At 45.4% G+C, this 15,826-nt stretch carries 11 protein-coding genes and 1 tRNA gene; 7 read left to right on the top strand and 5 right to left on the bottom strand.

Annotation, left to right across the window (positions count from 1 at the left end; genetic code table 11):
• Window positions 1–37: 37 nt before the first annotated feature.
• The 5 genes from QUB68_RS17655 to QUB68_RS17635 all read right to left on the bottom strand — a co-directional run bounded on the left by QUB68_RS17655 (window position 38) and on the right by QUB68_RS17635 (window position 7,725).
• Window positions 38–1,813: an ABC transporter ATP-binding protein gene (locus QUB68_RS17655; RefSeq protein ID WP_332994874.1), complete on the bottom strand. Its 1,776-nt coding sequence runs from the start codon at window positions 1,811–1,813 to the stop codon at window positions 38–40.
• A 27-nt stretch (window positions 1,814–1,840) separates the two neighbouring features.
• Window positions 1,841–2,242, bottom strand: coding sequence for a DUF1636 family protein (locus QUB68_RS17650; protein ID WP_332994872.1), 402 nt, complete (start codon window positions 2,240–2,242; stop codon window positions 1,841–1,843).
• Between the two features lie 4 nt (window positions 2,243–2,246).
• Window positions 2,247–3,323, bottom strand: a complete 1,077-nt coding sequence (locus QUB68_RS17645) for an iron-siderophore ABC transporter substrate-binding protein (RefSeq protein ID WP_332994869.1) — start codon at window positions 3,321–3,323, stop codon at window positions 2,247–2,249.
• Complete coding sequence (locus QUB68_RS17640; RefSeq protein ID WP_332994867.1) at window positions 3,244–5,844, bottom strand: TonB-dependent siderophore receptor; 2,601 nt, start codon at window positions 5,842–5,844, stop codon at window positions 3,244–3,246. The genes QUB68_RS17645 and QUB68_RS17640 overlap by 80 nt, the downstream gene beginning before the upstream one ends.
• Before the next feature lie 882 nt (window positions 5,845–6,726).
• On the bottom strand, window positions 6,727–7,725 hold the full coding sequence (locus QUB68_RS17635) for an AraC family transcriptional regulator (protein ID WP_332994864.1): 999 nt from the start codon (window positions 7,723–7,725) through the stop codon (window positions 6,727–6,729).
• Between the two features lie 23 nt (window positions 7,726–7,748).
• Here QUB68_RS17635 and QUB68_RS17630 point away from each other — a divergent pair, with 23 nt between their 5' ends.
• From QUB68_RS17630 to QUB68_RS17600, 7 genes are all read left to right on the top strand, one after another.
• On the top strand, window positions 7,749–7,841 hold the full coding sequence (locus QUB68_RS17630) for an excalibur calcium-binding domain-containing protein (RefSeq protein ID WP_332994862.1): 93 nt from the start codon (window positions 7,749–7,751) through the stop codon (window positions 7,839–7,841).
• Window positions 7,842–7,964: 123 nt separating this feature from the next.
• Complete coding sequence (gene radC, locus QUB68_RS17625) at window positions 7,965–8,696, top strand: RadC family protein (RefSeq protein ID WP_332994860.1); 732 nt, start codon at window positions 7,965–7,967, stop codon at window positions 8,694–8,696.
• 317 nt (window positions 8,697–9,013) lie between these two features.
• Window positions 9,014–9,358 (top strand): DUF1815 family protein, encoded by a 345-nt coding sequence (locus QUB68_RS17620; RefSeq protein ID WP_332994858.1) that lies wholly within the window; start codon window positions 9,014–9,016, stop codon window positions 9,356–9,358.
• A 699-nt stretch (window positions 9,359–10,057) separates the two neighbouring features.
• A complete protein-coding gene (locus tag QUB68_RS17615; protein WP_106333139.1) occupies window positions 10,058–10,537 on the top strand; it encodes a DUF4079 domain-containing protein in 480 nt (159 codons plus the stop codon).
• Window positions 10,538–10,862: 325 nt separating this feature from the next.
• Window positions 10,863–13,532, top strand: coding sequence for a ComEC/Rec2 family competence protein (locus tag QUB68_RS17610; protein ID WP_332994853.1), 2,670 nt, complete (start codon window positions 10,863–10,865; stop codon window positions 13,530–13,532).
• A gap of 60 nt (window positions 13,533–13,592) precedes the next feature.
• Window positions 13,593–13,679 (top strand) — tRNA-Ser (locus QUB68_RS17605).
• A gap of 598 nt (window positions 13,680–14,277) precedes the next feature.
• Window positions 14,278–15,660 carry an ABC transporter substrate-binding protein gene (locus tag QUB68_RS17600; protein WP_332994850.1) on the top strand — a complete coding sequence of 461 codons (1,383 nt, stop codon included), beginning with the start codon at window positions 14,278–14,280 and terminating at the stop codon, window positions 15,658–15,660.
• The last annotated feature ends 166 nt before the right edge of the window (window positions 15,661–15,826 follow it).

The following is a 15,826-nucleotide window of genomic DNA, read 5'->3' as shown; positions in this document are numbered from 1 at the left end:
TTGGTGTTGTTGTAGGCCATTCCATCTAAGGCAAGTATTAATGAATCCCAGACTGTACGCGCCACAAACTGGCATAAATCCCATCAAGTGCTAGTAAATCCTCATGCTTACCCTGCTCGACAATTTGACCATAATCCATTACATATATACAATGACTGTGGCGAATTGTGGAAAGACGATGAGCGATCGCAATTGTCGTCCGATTTTGAGTAATCATAGCCAGCGACTTCTGAATCGCCGCTTCTGTTTCATTATCCACCGCAGAAGTCGCCTCATCCAAAATCAAAATTGGTGGGTCTTTGAGAATAGCACGGGCGATCGCAATTCGCTGCCGTTGACCACCAGAAAGCTTTTGACCCCGTTCACCAACGATAGTATCGTATTCTTGGGGTAGTTGCAGGATAAATTCATCAGCCTGGGCTAATTTAGCAGCATGGATGATGTCTTCATTACTTGCATCAAAGCTACCATAAGCAATGTTCTCAGCTACCGTACCGTGAAACAGAAATACATCCTGACTCACCCAACCGATACAGCGTCGCAGTTCCGATAGTTGTAACTCCCGAATATCGATACCATCAATTAGGATTTGTCCGCCTTGGACTTCGTAAAAGCGTAGCAGTAGTTTGACTAGGGTACTTTTACCAGAACCCGTTGCACCAACAATGCCAATATTTGCTCCGCTTGGAATATGCAATGATAAATCTTTGAGTACATTGGTGCGATCGTTGTATGCAAAGGCGATCTTGTCAAAATGCACCTCACCGCGTACTTTTGGTAAAGTACGGTTTCCTGTGGGAATAGCAATGGGAGTATCCAACAATCCCATGACTCGTTTAATAGAAGCCATTGCCCGTTGATACTCATCCATAATTTGGCTCAAGCTGGCAAACGGCCACAGTAATTGCTGGACAATGAATACCATAAAACCATAAGTTCCCACAGTTAACTGATTATTCGCCACCGCAACCCCGCCAAAAAATAGCGTGGCGATGAAACCGATTACAACCACTAATCGAATCGCTGGATAAAAAGCAGCCGAAAGTGCGATCGCTTTACCATTACTGCGGCGATAGGATTCGCTTTCAGATGAGACACGACCTCTTTCATAGGTTTCAGCCGTGAAGCTTTTAATTGTAGCAATCCCTGAGATATTATTAGCTAAACGACTATTAATAAATCCAGCTTTGTCGCGCACATCGGCATAACGGGGTGCGAGTCGTTTTTGGAATGCTAATGAACCCCAGAAAATGAAGGGTGTGGGTAGGATTGCCAACCAAGCTACATTGGGAGCTATCACAACAAATGAACCACCCACAGCTAAAATAGTGGTGATAAATTGCAGAATTTCCGCAGCCCCAGAATCAAGAAACCGTTCTAATTGATTGATATCATCATTTAATATTGACAAAAGTGTGCCTGTAGAACGTTCTTCAAAGTAGCTCAGTTCTAGTTCTTGTAGATGACTATAGGCATCAAGACGCAGTTCGTGTTGGATGGTTTGGGCCAGGTTGCGCCATAGGCGATCGTAGATCAATTCAGATAATGATTCTAAAGTCCAAATTAATAATGTGAATAATGAAAGGATTGCCAATTGTCCAATGATGTTGGTAATCCCAAATTGGGCAATGATAGAACTTTCTTTTTCCACCACAACATCTACAGCTACCCCAATTAAATAGGATGGTGCGAGGTCGAAGATTGTATTGAGGATGGTAAAAGTAGCCGCAGTCCAAACTTGAGGGCGGTAGTTTTTAGCATAGTGTAATAAACGTAAGAGAGGAGGGTTTTTTGTTAATGGGAAAGAGGTCATGATAAATGCCCAATTTAGAGAAAATAATTAATCAGAATTACCGAGAGTTTCCTTAATTACTACAGGGGGTATTTGGGCGAAAATAGCAGACTGTAATATTTCAGGAAGCTGTTTCCAAACTACAGTTCCTTTAGGGCTTTTGATATACAGTTGCATAAAATCTAGTAAGGCTGTGGCACTTTCACTGGGGGTGAGATTGACGAAGAGATAGGTTGGTTTATCTGGACTAGCGACGGATACAACACAGCCTTGACTGCACGCCCATAAACATCCCACTGGTTGAATTTGCACTTCATTATCTGGGAAATGCTCGGCGCATAAAGTGTTGAGTTTGTCAAGTAAAATTGTGCCATCAAAAGGTGAATTATCTGGTCGTTTTTCAGAGGAACTGTGGCAGGATTTACAGATGAATAGGGTGTGTTTTGGCATAGGTTTAAGGTGCGTTGACGAGGTATTTGTAGAGATCATCAAGGACAGCATTTGCCGCAGTTAAACTTGAACCAGTCCAGGTCGAAGGATCAACTAAATAAACATGATTTTTCTGAACTGCATTAAGCTGTCTCCAAAGGGGGTTTTTCTGAATTTTTGCAAAAGCTTCTTTGGCGTTATTTCTAATAATAGAAACAAATAGCACGTCTCCATCAGCCTTCTCTAATTCCTCTTCAGAAATACTGAGCTGTCCATAGGGAGCATTAATATTCTGTGCTGTTGGACGCTGTAAGCCAACAGCATCTAGAATAGAACCAGCAAACGAGTTTTTCACATCACTCCCAACACCACGATTACCAAAATGTATGTTGATAAATGAAATTTCTTGTCCCTGGTAGCCATTCTCTTCTAAAGAGGTCGCGTCAATGCCCAAAGCTATTTTCAAGGTTTCAATTTTTTTGTAGTAATTCTGCCACGCTTCTTTGGCTTCTTTTTCCTTACCTAAAACCTGAGCGACAAAATCAAAGTGCTTTGACCAATCCAGAGGTTCTTCCCATTTTCCCAACACGGTAGGAGCAATTTTTGAAAGTAAGGGGTAAACACTCTTGTCAATGTTTTCCCAGCCTAAAATCAAATCTGGCTTAAGCAAGGATATCTTCTCTAGATTAGGTTGAGAAGGTCCCAAATATTCTATGCCATTGCTGATAAGTAACTTATGATCGTCTAGAAAATGAGTGCTGCCAAGGGGTTTTACTCCCAGAAGAAGGGCATTATTGAGAGTTAAGGCAGATAATGTAATGATACGTTTCGGGGCAGTAGGAATACAAGTTTCACCCATAACGTGCTGAAACGAATGGCACTCTGCAATGCCCGATTCAATAGGTATTTGAATGTTGTGGCGATCTTTAGGAGTACAGGCTGTGACAAGCAAAAGTCCCATCATGCCCAAAGATAGCCAAGTGACGAAGCGGCTTATGTATCTTCGTCTCTTTCCTTGACTGTTAGAATTGCCAAGAAATCGTACCTTGAATTGTAAGGTCTTCTCCAGCAAAAAGCCGATTTCGATTAAAAGAACTTTCAAAATAGTCTACCCCGAATAGATTCCTGACATTGAGCGCTGCTCTCCAATTATCTCGTTTGTAAAAAATGGCGGCATCTGTCCGTAAATAGCCAGGTATCTCAAAGGAATTTGCCAAATCACCTTGACGTTCACCAACATAGAAAAGCCCTAAGCCAAAACCCAGTCCTTTTAAGTTACCCGCTTGAATCTCATAGGTTGTCCACAAATTGAAAGAATGTTTTGGTATGTTAGAAAGTCGATTTCCTACAGGCAGAGCATTATCTTCTTCGATGCGAGCATCAGTGTAAGCATAGCCAGTAATGATATTCCATCCTGGTAAGATTTCACCTGACAGATTCATCTCTATACCTCTGCTACGTTGTTTGCCTGTTTGAACAGAAAAGTCAGGATTGACTGGATCGTCGGTTAAAACATTGGAGAGGAGTAGATCGTAGAATGCAAGTGTTGCAGATAATCTGTCACTTAAATCTGCTTTTACCCCAACTTCATATTGTGTACCTCTTTCTGGTTGAAACTGTGCGTTTTCAAAACTGCGCCCAATAACAGGAGAAAAAGATTGGCTGTAGCTGGCATAAAGGGAAATCGGTCGAATGGGTTGATAAACAATACCAACACGAGGACTAAAAGAATTTTCCGATTGATTTTGTTCCGTGCCACCTTCTCGATCCTTAACTGTCTGATTGAACGTATCAAAACGTAAACCTAGTAGTAGCTTCAAATTTTCCGCTATTGTAATCTGATCTTGAGCATAGATTCCTAATGCTGTCCTGTCAGTAGCATTATCAAACGCGAAAAGAGGAGTAGGCGCAACAATCTGCCCAAAAACAGGGTTGAATATATCAATCGGCGAACCAGTTACTGCATTGCCAGTATCTCTATTGTAGAAATCGTTAAAATCAAATCCAAGTGTCAACTGGTGTTCAATTGATCCAGTTGACAATTTCCCAGTTACATCCGATGCGAGTACGTAAGAAGTAATATCGCGTGTTGTGTCCAGGAATCGACGATTTAGCGTGCGATTGTCAGACTGTAGACCAGATGGCAAAGCAAGATTGGATACTTTTAAGTCATAAAATGATGCAGAAAAAGCATTACGTAGTGACCAGGAATCACTGAACTGATGCTCTAATCTATATCCAACTCGACCAAGATTCACTTGTTGACTGGCGTTAGACTCGTTGTAGTTGCGGTTACGTGATATTTTTCCGTTAGGATTGGGAAGTACAGATCCAAGAGCTGGCACACCCGTTGGGGGAGGAACACTATCGTTGACATAATCCCCTTCAAGGGTCAACTTTGTTCTATCACTAATCGCCCAACTCAAGACAGGAGCTATCTGAAAATTTTTATTTTCTATGAGATCAATAGAACTACCAGCACTTCTATAGGATGTATTTAATCGGTATAGAACATTGCCACGATTGTCTAGTGGTCCAGACAAATCAATTCCACCTTGGTAGAAATCATAATTGCCAATTGTGGCATTGAGCTCATAGAACGGTTCACGTAAGGGCTGTTTTGTGACGGTATTGATTGTTCCACCGGGACTGCCCTGCCCAAATAAAACGGAGGCTGGACCTTTAAGGACTTCTACTCTTTCAACATTGGAAAACCCAGTCGAAAGACCACCCACGAAGTCAGGTATGCCATTTGTTAGATTATTACCTGAAAAATTCTCGATAAGAAAACCGCGAATTCGGTAGAAACTCCCTTGATAGTAGGGAGGATTTCCCGTAACCACACCACTAACATTCCTTAGGGCTTCTTCTTGACGGGTCACATTTTGATCGCGCAACACCTCTTGCGGCACAACTTGAATTGATTGGGGAATATCCCGCAATGGTGTATCAGTTCGCGTTCCCACGCTGGTATTCGGCACTCGATAGGCATCTTGCTGACCCGTCACGACTAACTCAATTGGCCGCCGATCAGTTTGTGCCGATGGTTCCTCTTGCGGTGTCTCACTCGTGGGCTGCTCTGGTTCTGGTTGCAGTGGAGGCGGAGTCGCAATTGCAGCAGAAGTTACACCAAAAACCAGACCTGCATCATCATTAAATAACTCAACCGTTGGTAAAGTTTTATCACCTACCACCGTCACCCGAATAGTATTGGCATCCAGATTTGTGACAGTTATCTCAGTAATTCCCTCAACTGGTTTTTCCGAGCGGAATGTAAAAGCATCGCCACTGGTTAACCGCAGTTGTGCATTAGGAATATCAGCGATAAAGTTATTCTCAGCACTGCGATCGGTGATTTGCAGTCGTTCTCTTTGAGTCGTCTGTAAAATCACCTCCACACCTTTCTCTGTGGGTCTAGCTTGCACGGACGTCACCTGTACAATTTCTGATGAGGGGGCTGTTTGGGGTACTGGCGACTGCACCAGCAATCTGGCGCTAGTGCTGGGATGCTCAACTTCACTCAATTGCCGAATTTTTCCTGTCAACAGAGATTGTAAATTTTCCTGACTTTCGACTTCCTGCTTTTCACCCATTGGTTGAATTTCTGCCGATGTAACTTGCACAATTTCACCCCCCTGGCCTTGGTAAGGGGGGACGGAAGGCAGGGCTGTTTCATTCGACCTAGGGGCCGTGCCCCCGTGCCGGCCCTCTGGGTCTGACCTGCCTCGCGAATCGTCTGGGTCGGGGGTAGGCACGGGGGCACTACCCCTAAAAAATTCACGTTTCTGGTGAGAATGAAACCACCCTGGGACGGAAGGGGGGTTAGTTGGTGCTGGCGACTGCACCAGCATTTGGGCGCTAGTGCTGGGAGGCTCAACTTCACTCAATTGCCGAATTTTTCCTGTCAACAGAGGTTGTAAATTTTCCTGACTTTCGACTTCCTGCTTTTCACCCATTGGTTGAATTTCTGCCCATCCCGGCCCAATTGCAACAGCATTCAAGCATCCCGACAGACACAGTAAAAACCACAGTCGCACACTACCAGACAAACACCAACGCTTCATAGCAACTCCTAATACACCAGCTTTTTGCAGAACTTGACTGAATTAATCCGCTTTGCAGTAATATCGCTCCCCCCATAGGTGTCAACTTAAGGCTGAAACCCAGTCACAGAATGCTGTTTGACTATTAAATCTAGATCCCCCCTAGCCCCCCGAAAGCAAGGGGGGGACAAGAACTTACTCAAAGTCCCCCTTCTTAAGGGGGATGCGAGGGGGATCTGGACTCAGGTAAAACCGAGATTTATCAAGGCTTTCAGGCTTAAGTTGACACCTATGCCCTTCCCCAACCCTCTCCTTACCAAGGGGAAGGTCGCGACAGCGCGGGTGGGGTGCTTCAAGAGTTATTAGGTGTTAGACCCAAACTCGATTACTGCAAATAGTTTCTAATTCAATGGAGCTGAGTATAGAGAATGAATCGCAAGTGCGTCTATGCCTAAAACCGCATTATGTGCCTGAAAACGACTTTCTACCAAATAAACATCCGCTGGGCGTGATACCAAACCTGCGCTTAAAGGCTTCAGCAAAGCGTCTTGGCTCGGAATAACCAACTCGGTGAGCAACCTCAGTAATAGTTATGTTTCCTTGACGCAATAACTGCTCTGCCGATTCCATACGTTTATCTCTCAGGTAGCTAAATGCTGTTTTGCCAAACATTTCCTTAAATCCACGTTGCAGAGTGCGATCGCTCACCCCGACACTTTGCGCTAACTCCAGCAATGACGGCGGATTCTCCAAACGTGCCACTAAAATTTCCCTAGCCAGATGAATCCGGGCGATGGTGTCTATCTTCAATCGCGGCTCCGGTTGCAGTCCGTCTTGAGCAGATAAGATGGGAGCTAACTGCAACGCCATTAGTTCCAACACCTTACCCTGTAAATACATCCGCTTTGTGATTCCCTGGAAAGGACAGTTGACAATTTGCTGTGCTACTCCCTGAATAGCCGCCGTAGTTTCCGGGTAGAGCAAAGTCTGCCAATCATTACCCTTTGCCAACAGACGCAACTGCTGGGGAATTTCTCCTGTTTCATCGGGGAAAAAAGTTGCCAGCAAGTCAGGAGGCATATGAATGTCAACGCCCACCCGTCGAGATTTGGGGGATTTTGTAAGCATTTTGCGTTGAATACCGCTAGCAGAAATACACGTACATCCTTCCCCTACCTGCCCCCCATCTTCGTCTATGACTTTGCCGGAAAGGAGAACGAAAAATTGCAGTGGGTGATCCCACTCAATGCCTTTATGTACGACATCATCGTGATATTCATAGTCCAAAATCGTAAGCCAGAGATGAGGATGCACTTCAATATCCCGCATATAGCCTTTACCGAGTTGCTTGGGCATTTCACTGATGATTTCAAATGGCTCTGTTCCCGATGGTTGTGAGTAATTGTGGTTAGCTTCCGCCCACAGTTCCCGATTCTCTTTCTCCGTCAGGGTGATGGTCATGGCTGGATGCTCTCTAAAAATTAATGATATTAATTATCAATAATTTTACCGCGAATGGCGATCCGTTTAAGCTCGATCGAGATAAAGACTCGATCGCTTGTGAAACGCTACCTTAGATTTGCACGCGCCCAAAGCCTGGGTTAATCCGTTGGCTTTTTTGGGTGATTCTACTGATTTGAACCAGGAAATCGATCGGCTAAAATTATGTAATTGTTGAGCTTGCGGTAAAGAGTGCATCTATGACTTACAGCTTGAGAATTGTCGATTTGCCAACCAGTGAACGGCCGCGGGAGCGACTGATGGCCGGTGGCCCGAAAAGTTTGGCGACTGCGGAATTGATTGCGATTCTGCTGGGTACCGGTCAGGGCCCAGGCAAACTTTCGGCCGTCGGGCTGGGACAGTATATTTTAAATCAGTTGAGCTTGCATTCCCGTGACCCTCTGGGTGTGCTGCGGAGTATTAGCGTGCAGGAGTTGACGCAGATTCACGGGATCGGCCCAGCCAAGGCTACTTCGATTTTGGCTGCGGTGGAGTTGGGTAAGCGGGTGTTTCAGTCGCGGCCGCCCGACATGGCGGTGGTTGACTCTCCGCAGGCTGCTGCGGATGCTCTGAGTCAGGATTTGATGTGGCAGTCTCAGGAGCGTTTCGCTGTGGTGCTGCTGGATGTGAAGAATCGGCTGCTGGGAACTCAGGTAATTACGATCGGCACAGCTACGGAAACTTTAGCTCACCCGAGGGATATTTTTCGGGAGGTGATCCGCCAAGGGGCGACGCGGGCAATTATCTCGCACAATCACCCCTCGGGAATTGTAGATCCGAGCCCGGAGGATATTGCTTTGACGCGACAGTTGCTGGCGGGAGCCCAGTTTTTGTCGATTCCGCTGCTGGATCACTTGATTTTGGGGAATGGCGATTTTCGCAGCTTGCGGCAGACTACAACGCTTTGGGAGGAGTATCCCCAAGGCGATTGAACTCTTATACTTAACTAATTCCATTGCTATGATTAGTTATTTGTATCTTTGGGCTGTCCCAGGGCTGAATCAGCCGTCATAGCAGGCGAATTTTCCGGCTGGAGTCCCGGATGACAGCGTGTTTTGGCTGAATGTCGTTGCTGATACTTAGTTAGGAGCGCAACTCGGTTAGTCTAGTATAAGTAAGCTGAAGAGGTCGCTAATCCGATTTTTTTTGAGCATACTAAACGTATACTGAACCAGCACCTAAAAACCCAATGTTTAAGAAATTATTAAATTGGGTGTAAAATTAACGGCGTGGTGATAGGAGAAAAACTGTGTTTCTGAGACTTGCAGAACAACACCGTAAATTCGTCCAAGATTTGGTAATGAACCTTCAGGCTTTGGCGATCGTGCTAGAGCGTCGGGGTTATCTGGCATCCTGCTATACTTGCGGGGGTCAGATGAACAGTGCCTCATTTATGGTCAGTTTGACGGACAACCATCTGATTCGATTTTTAGTGTCAGATTACGGAATTACTTGGACTGAGATGCGGGACGATCGCGAACTGATGAAACTAGAAGGTGCAGAGGCGATTAGTCAGTTGCAAGAACTGGCAAATCTCGTAAAGTATCAGATCCAACCTTCGGAAGCTACTGTGGCGACGGCGCAGAGAGTTTAGCGATTGCAGGGTTACTGAGAAGGCTAAGCGCGAAAGTCGTTGCTTGCGGACTAAAACCGAATCCCCAGCGAGTAAGTTGAGAGGGTTAGCGCGCTGCGCCGGCGATGGCAGCTCAACCGACAAGGGTGCTTTCAGGGTGCCTTCAGGGGCTCAGTCTCGCACTCAGTCGATGGAAGTCTGCCCGGGCAGACTGCATAATCGATCCAAGAAGTCTCATAGTTGAAACCTCTAATTTTTTGTGCAGCAGTTGACTCTCCCTTGAGAGCGATGCGCAAAATGTATAAGTGCCACTGCTCATCTGCTGCCAGGTTAATTTCTCGCTTTGGCATTCAAAAGTCAAGGAATTTAATTAACTTTGAGTAGATAGGTAAAATTTACATCCAGAGTGAGGATGAGGCTGTGAAGATTGGGCGAAAAGCCGCCCCGGGGTGTGACGTACGGGCGAATTGCGTTTATTTTTGCTTGGCGATTTAGCGCATAAGGCTAACAATTAACTTGAAACAGCATTGCTGCTGTAAAAATCTCACAGCCGGCTAACGCCGGCTAAGTTTTGTGTAAATATAGGCTTGTGAGAAATGTTTTGCTGTCAGGTTAAACTGCTTTTGAAAGTGCGCGATCGCAGTTGCCATACTAAGTATTTTATTATATTTTAAGAATTAGTCCAAAAATATTTATCGCTAAGCTTGGAATCAAAATCAAATGGTAAATTTAAGCGAACTTCTAGAACCCATCGCCAGCCAATTTCGCAGTCTGGGAATTCCCGAACCGATTACGCATTGGGGACATCCTGTAATGATGGGGATTGTGGTTGTGGCAATGGGCAGTTTTGTCGGGTATACGGGATGGCAGGGACGTTTGGCAGCCGATAAAGATGTGGCGCTCAAAAGTCGATCGGATCACCGCAAGCTGGCACCGTGGATGTTTCTGTTTCTAGCTTTGGGCTATACAGGCGGCTTATTGTCGCTGGTAATGCAGCACCAGCCAGTCATGGAAAGCCCGCACTTTTGGACGGGTTCGGGAGTGCTAGTTTTGCTGGCTGTTGGTAGCTTGATTTCGCTGACGGGTTTTGGGGGCAATAAGCTGGCCCTGCGCGCGGTTCATGCTTATTTGGGTACGACGGCTTTAGCACTTATGGTGTTGCACGCGGCTTTCGGTTTAAAATTGGGTTTGTCTATTTAAGCTAAGCTGTTGAGGATTTAAATTGCATATTCGGGGCGGGCTAGAAGCCCACCCCACAAGAGTTTGATTATTTCTTGATATACAATTTAAATACTAGACCTCTTGCATAAATCTTTGATAGAGCCAGTCAACCGCAGATGCAAGGTAGATAAACGCAGATCAACGCAGATAATTTCAAGATAGTTTGCGAATGAGTGCAATCTTATCTGCTGAATAGGTTGTCAAAGCGAATTTTTTTCTATTTTCTGAGCTTAATTTGTTAGGCTTTAGAAAGTAAAATAAACTCTATTTTTGACAGTAAGAATTGCTAATCACTTACTAATTAATGAATCAAGCAACGGGTGTCATTTTCTGTCTTGCATACATTGTAGGATTGATTTCTACAGGGGTTTCCTGGGGTAGGTACGGGATACTTGCTGTGGGAATAGCGATCGCAGTCGCCATGCCTAAATTGTTGTTAAAGTATACTAGGAATTCTCTCAAAAGCACTAAGAAAAGACGCAGCAGAACCAAAGAAAATATTGTTGTAGAACCCTTTGAGGCGAGGGAAGAATTGAGTTTGCTGGAGAGGCTGCCGAGAGCAAAATGGGTGTGGGCAGTGGCGGGTTTGACGGCATTTCTCGCTAGCTTTTATTTGGCAGTGCGATCGCCCCAACCGACAATTAATGACATCAGCAAGTTGATTCCCGTTGGTGGAAATACTCAAGAAGTGGCGGTGACAGTTCGCGGTAGAGTTGTCAGTACACCCCGATTGACTCGAAGTGGTCGATCGCAATTTTGGCTAGACACAGATTTAGTTAGCGAAATAAACGGCAGCGAGGGAGGAGTAGTCGTCAACCGCGAAGTATCCGGCAAACTCTACGTGACAGTGCCTCTGCTGCAAGCAACGGGCCTGTACGCCGACAATACGATCGCAGTTGTGGGCTCGCTGTACAAACCGCAGCCGCCGTCGAATCCGGGGGCGTTTGATTTTCGAGCATATTTAGCCCGAGAAGGGGCTTTTGCAGGGCTTAAAGGGCGTCAGATTGACTGGAAGAGAGAAAATGCGATCGCGGATGTCAATCGACTTAACAGCAAAACGGCTGCTTTGTGGGAGTCAAGCGGGATGCGGCCATCGCAAATTCAAGCTATGCGGCAGCGGATCGTGCGATCGCAACTATCGCAGTTGAATGTTCCCGAAGGGCCGTTGATCAGTGCGATCGCCCTGGGCAAACAAGCAGTAGATTTACCTTACAACATCCGCGACTCTTTTGTGCAAGCTGGATTGGCCCACGCGATCGCAGCTTCCGGCACTCAAGTCTCAATGGTTTTGGGTTTAGTGATAGCTTTAACCAGGCGTTTTTCCAAACAGTTACAATTCTGTTTTGGCGTCGGCGCCTTATTTTTGCTCGTGGGATTAACAGGCTTTGAAGCTTCTATCTGCCGCGCCGCTGTGATGGGATTTGGCACACTATTTGCTTTGCTGCTAAGTCGTGAAGTTAAGCCATTAGGATTGTTGTTAATCGCTGCTACTATTTTACTGCTAGTTAACCCTTTGTGGATTTGGGATTTAGGTTTTCAACTGAGTTTTTTGGCGACTTTGGGATTAGTGGTGACAGCGCCGCCGCTGATGGCAATGTTTGATTGGATGCCGCCTGCGATCGCTTCGATTGTTGTGATTCCCATCGCCGCTTCAGTTTGGGTGCTGCCACTACTACTTTACGTTTTTAGTGTGGTATCACCTTACAGTATTTTAGTCAATATTATTGCGGCTCCTTTGCTGTGGATTTTGAGTATTGGTGGGATGGTTAGCGCTTTAGCTGGATTGATTTTTCCGCTGGCTGGTAGTGTTTTGGTGCAAGTGTTGGAGTATCCTGCAAGGTGGTTAATTGCGATCGCCCAATATTTCTCGCAATTGCCCGGTAATTCGGTAGCTGTCGGTCAAGTATCGGTGTTTCAGCTAATCGCGCTTTACGGTTTAATCTGCTGGGTTTGGCTGGGGGGAAGTTCGGCAACGGATTCTGTAGCGGATGTAACGGATGTCAGTTCGGCAACGAGCACTGTACGGGATTTAACGGATGTAACGGATAGAAGGAGGAAGCAGGAAACAAGAGGGAAGAGGGAAGTAGGTAGGAAGAAAAATCAGGGAAAAGAGAGAGGGAAAAAGCAGAAAAGCAGAATTTTTGTGCTGCCGAGTTTTTCTGCGGCTTGGATTTTACCGCTGGCGCTGATGGCGGGAATTACTATCATAGTTTTGCCAGCTTGGCACGTTCAAGCATCTTTGTTTCAAGTTACTTTGCTGGCGACATCTGACGAACCTGTTTTGGTAATTCAAGATCGGGGAAAAGTGGCGCTGATTAATAGTGGCGATGAAAATACTGTGAGGTTTACAGTGTTGCCTTTTTTGCAGCAGCAAGGAGTTAATTCTGTAAATTTTGCGATCGCCACTCACGGTCATTTAGGTTTGAGTGGCGGTTGGGGAAAATTACTAGATCGCTTGCCAATTAAAACGTTTTATGATAGCAAAGATGCCACACAAATTCACGGCGGCAGCGATCGGGAATTTATGACGGCTGTGCAATCTCGCCAAGGCGTTTACTTTCCTTTAGAAACTAACAGTACAGTTAATCTGGGTTCGACGCGGTTGCAGTTAGTGAATGCTGAGATTCCGGTGGTAGAATTGCTGGTGGGCGAGCGCACTTGGTTGTTTGTCGGTGACATGACACCGGAAGCGCAAAGTATGTTATCAAAGAGATTGGCAGCAACGGGAACAGTGAAGCGGACACAAGTGCTGTTGTGGTCGGGAAAACCCCTGACGGCCGAGTTATTGGGCGCAGTTGGGCCGCAGGTGGCGATCGCCTCAGCGGACGAAATCGACCCAGAAACCGCAGCCCAACTGCGCCAAAGCAAAACCCAGATTTTCTGGACAGGGCGCGACGGAGCCCTCCAGTGGACGCCAGCAGCGGGATTTAAGACGACTCTGGAGTCGGAAGAAAATCAAACTTCTTTTCTGTAAGGATTTACAATGTGGTGCACTGTGCGGTAAGATATTTTTAGCTCGCATCTCAAGTCAATTGGAGAGGTGGCAGAGCGGTTGAATGCGGTAGTCTCGAAAACTACTTTAGGGGCAACCTTAACGTGGGTTCAAATCCCACCCTCTCCGTAGATCTAAAAATCCAATGCACCACCAGCACCTTATTAACTTAGGGTGCTTTTGCTGTATGTTACTCCAACTTTCTACTCCGGGTGTGCGCGGAGCACCTGATTTATGTGGGAAAAGAGCGATCGGCCAACTGCTATTTTGAGCCGCCTACAAAGTATTGCCGAAGAATTCTATTATATCCGAAGAGAGCGATCGCACTAAAATTGGTTTGTAGTGAGGACTTTAGTCCGCAAAATCTGAGGACTAAAGTCCGAAGGATCAAACAGGTTTTATTAGGGTAATGCAACTAACATGATATGAGTTATTGAAAATAATATTCACAAATATGACTTTTATGAACTCAATAATATGACTTTTATGAGTTCATATAATGAATTTATGAATTGACTTTAACAAAGCTTTTATTCATAATCAATACATCAACTGATAGCAGCACTGAGCAGCTACTACAAAAGTCGGTCGCAATCCAAGCTACTAGATATTTCTATAGGTTGACAACCGGAGCATTCCCGGCTTTAGCCGATTTATTCCATTCTGCCAGGGAATGCCTACCCGAAATCCAAGCCTCAAAACAATATTAAACTCAGGAGAACTAATCATGCAAGATCCTACAAAAAGAAAAGGCCCACCGCCAATTGTTTTTATTGTTGCATTTGCTTTAATTGCCATTGGCGCATTCAAGTTTATTCCCAGCTTATTCAAGGGCGGAAATCCAGATACACCTACTACATCTGGTTCTATCGATACTCGCCTCAGTTTAGGAAACAAAATATTGGTGCAATCGCAAACAACAGCAGGAAAACAAGCAGGTGTTCAAGCTTTTGCTAAGGGAGATTACAAAGAAGCTTTCAAAAACTTTCAGGCATCGCTGCAACAAAATCGCAACGATCCAGAGACAGTAATTTATTTGAACAATGCCAAAGCAAACGATAATAATCCTCTGAAAATTGCCGTCAGCGTTCCCATTGGAACTAACCCGAATGTAGCGCAAGAAATTCTTCGAGGAGTAGCCCAAGCTCAAGAGGAAGCTAATTCTAGAGGAGGCATTAATGGTGCGAGTTTGCAAGTTTTGATTGCGAATGATGACAATAGTGAAAGTTTTGCAAAAGAACTTGCAACCGGATTCGTAAATGACCCGAAAATTTTAGCAGTCGTCGGACACAATGCGAGCAATGCCTCTTTAGCTGCTGCTCCCATCTATCAAGAAAACAAATTGGTGATGGTGACACCAACTAGCTTTGCTAACAATTTATCAGGTTTTGGCAGCTACATTTTTCGGACAATCCCGGCGATTCAATCGATGGCTGCTCCTTTAGCAGAATATATGGTTAAGAAAGCTGGCAAAACTACTGTTGCTATCTGTTATGACTCTCAAGCTCCCGATAATGTATCGTTTAAAGATGAATTTGTTTCGTCGTTTTCGGCTTTGGGTGGCAAGGTAGTGCCTACGGTTTGTGACTTTTCAACGCCAGGATTTAATTCGAGCGCTAGCGTTGCTGATGCTGTTAGCAAAGGTGCACAAGCGTTAATGATAGCGCCTCATATCGATCGCATCGATCGCGCGATCGACCTAGCCAAGGCTAATCCAGCCAAATTACCACTCTACGGCAGCACTACGATGTACACATTTGACACGGTAAAAAACGGGCAGAAAGACGTTGACGGGCTGGTTTTGCCCGTTCCGTGGCATCCTGACACCAATCCTAATAACCCATTTTCTAAGAATGCGATTCAGCGGTGGGGAGGCGTGGTGAATTGGCGCACCGCAACGAGTTTTGATGCGACTCAAGCTATCATCGCCGGTTTGCAGAAAAGCAATACGCGGGAAGGATTGAAACAAGCACTCAAGAATCAGAATTTTTCGGCTATGGGTGCGAGTGAGGATGTGAGGTTTTTGCCAACGGGCGATCGATCGGGTAAACCGATTTTAGTACAAGTTCAGCGTCAAGGAAGTGATTACAAGTTTGTGGCGCTGCCTTGATTCTGAAATTGATAGCTTAACCGCAGATGTGAGGCAGATTAACACAGATTAACGCAGATAATTCAAGAATTGAGAGCGAAATGCTGGCAATTGAAGTTTATTCTGGATTGCTGTCCACGGAAATGCCCGATCGATCTATAATGAGAATTGTTATCATTCGCAATTT

It is taken from the genome of Microcoleus sp. A006_D1, assembly GCF_036702805.1.
Classification (GTDB): Bacteria; Cyanobacteriota; Cyanobacteriia; order Cyanobacteriales; family Microcoleaceae; genus Microcoleus.
The sequence above is the reverse complement of the archived record's forward strand: the minus strand, read 5'-3'. Positions and strand labels throughout refer to the sequence as shown.

Excerpts from the sequence above, each read along its gene's own strand:
- QUB68_RS17655 (WP_332994874.1), bottom strand. The coding sequence starts at position 1,813 with ATGACCTCTTTCCCATTAACAAAAAACCCTCCTCTCTTACGTTTATTA.
- QUB68_RS17650 (WP_332994872.1), bottom strand. The coding sequence starts at position 2,242 with ATGCCAAAACACACCCTATTCATCTGTAAATCCTGCCACAGTTCCTCT.
- QUB68_RS17635 (WP_332994864.1), bottom strand. The coding sequence starts at position 7,725 with ATGACCATCACCCTGACGGAGAAAGAGAATCGGGAACTGTGGGCGGAA.
- QUB68_RS17630 (WP_332994862.1), top strand. The coding sequence starts at position 7,749 with ATGATATTAATTATCAATAATTTTACCGCGAATGGCGATCCGTTTAAG.
- radC (WP_332994860.1), top strand. The coding sequence starts at position 7,965 with ATGACTTACAGCTTGAGAATTGTCGATTTGCCAACCAGTGAACGGCCG.
- QUB68_RS17615 (WP_106333139.1), top strand. The coding sequence starts at position 10,058 with ATGGTAAATTTAAGCGAACTTCTAGAACCCATCGCCAGCCAATTTCGC.
- QUB68_RS17610 (WP_332994853.1), top strand. The coding sequence starts at position 10,863 with ATGAATCAAGCAACGGGTGTCATTTTCTGTCTTGCATACATTGTAGGA.
- QUB68_RS17600 (WP_332994850.1), top strand. The coding sequence starts at position 14,278 with ATGCAAGATCCTACAAAAAGAAAAGGCCCACCGCCAATTGTTTTTATT.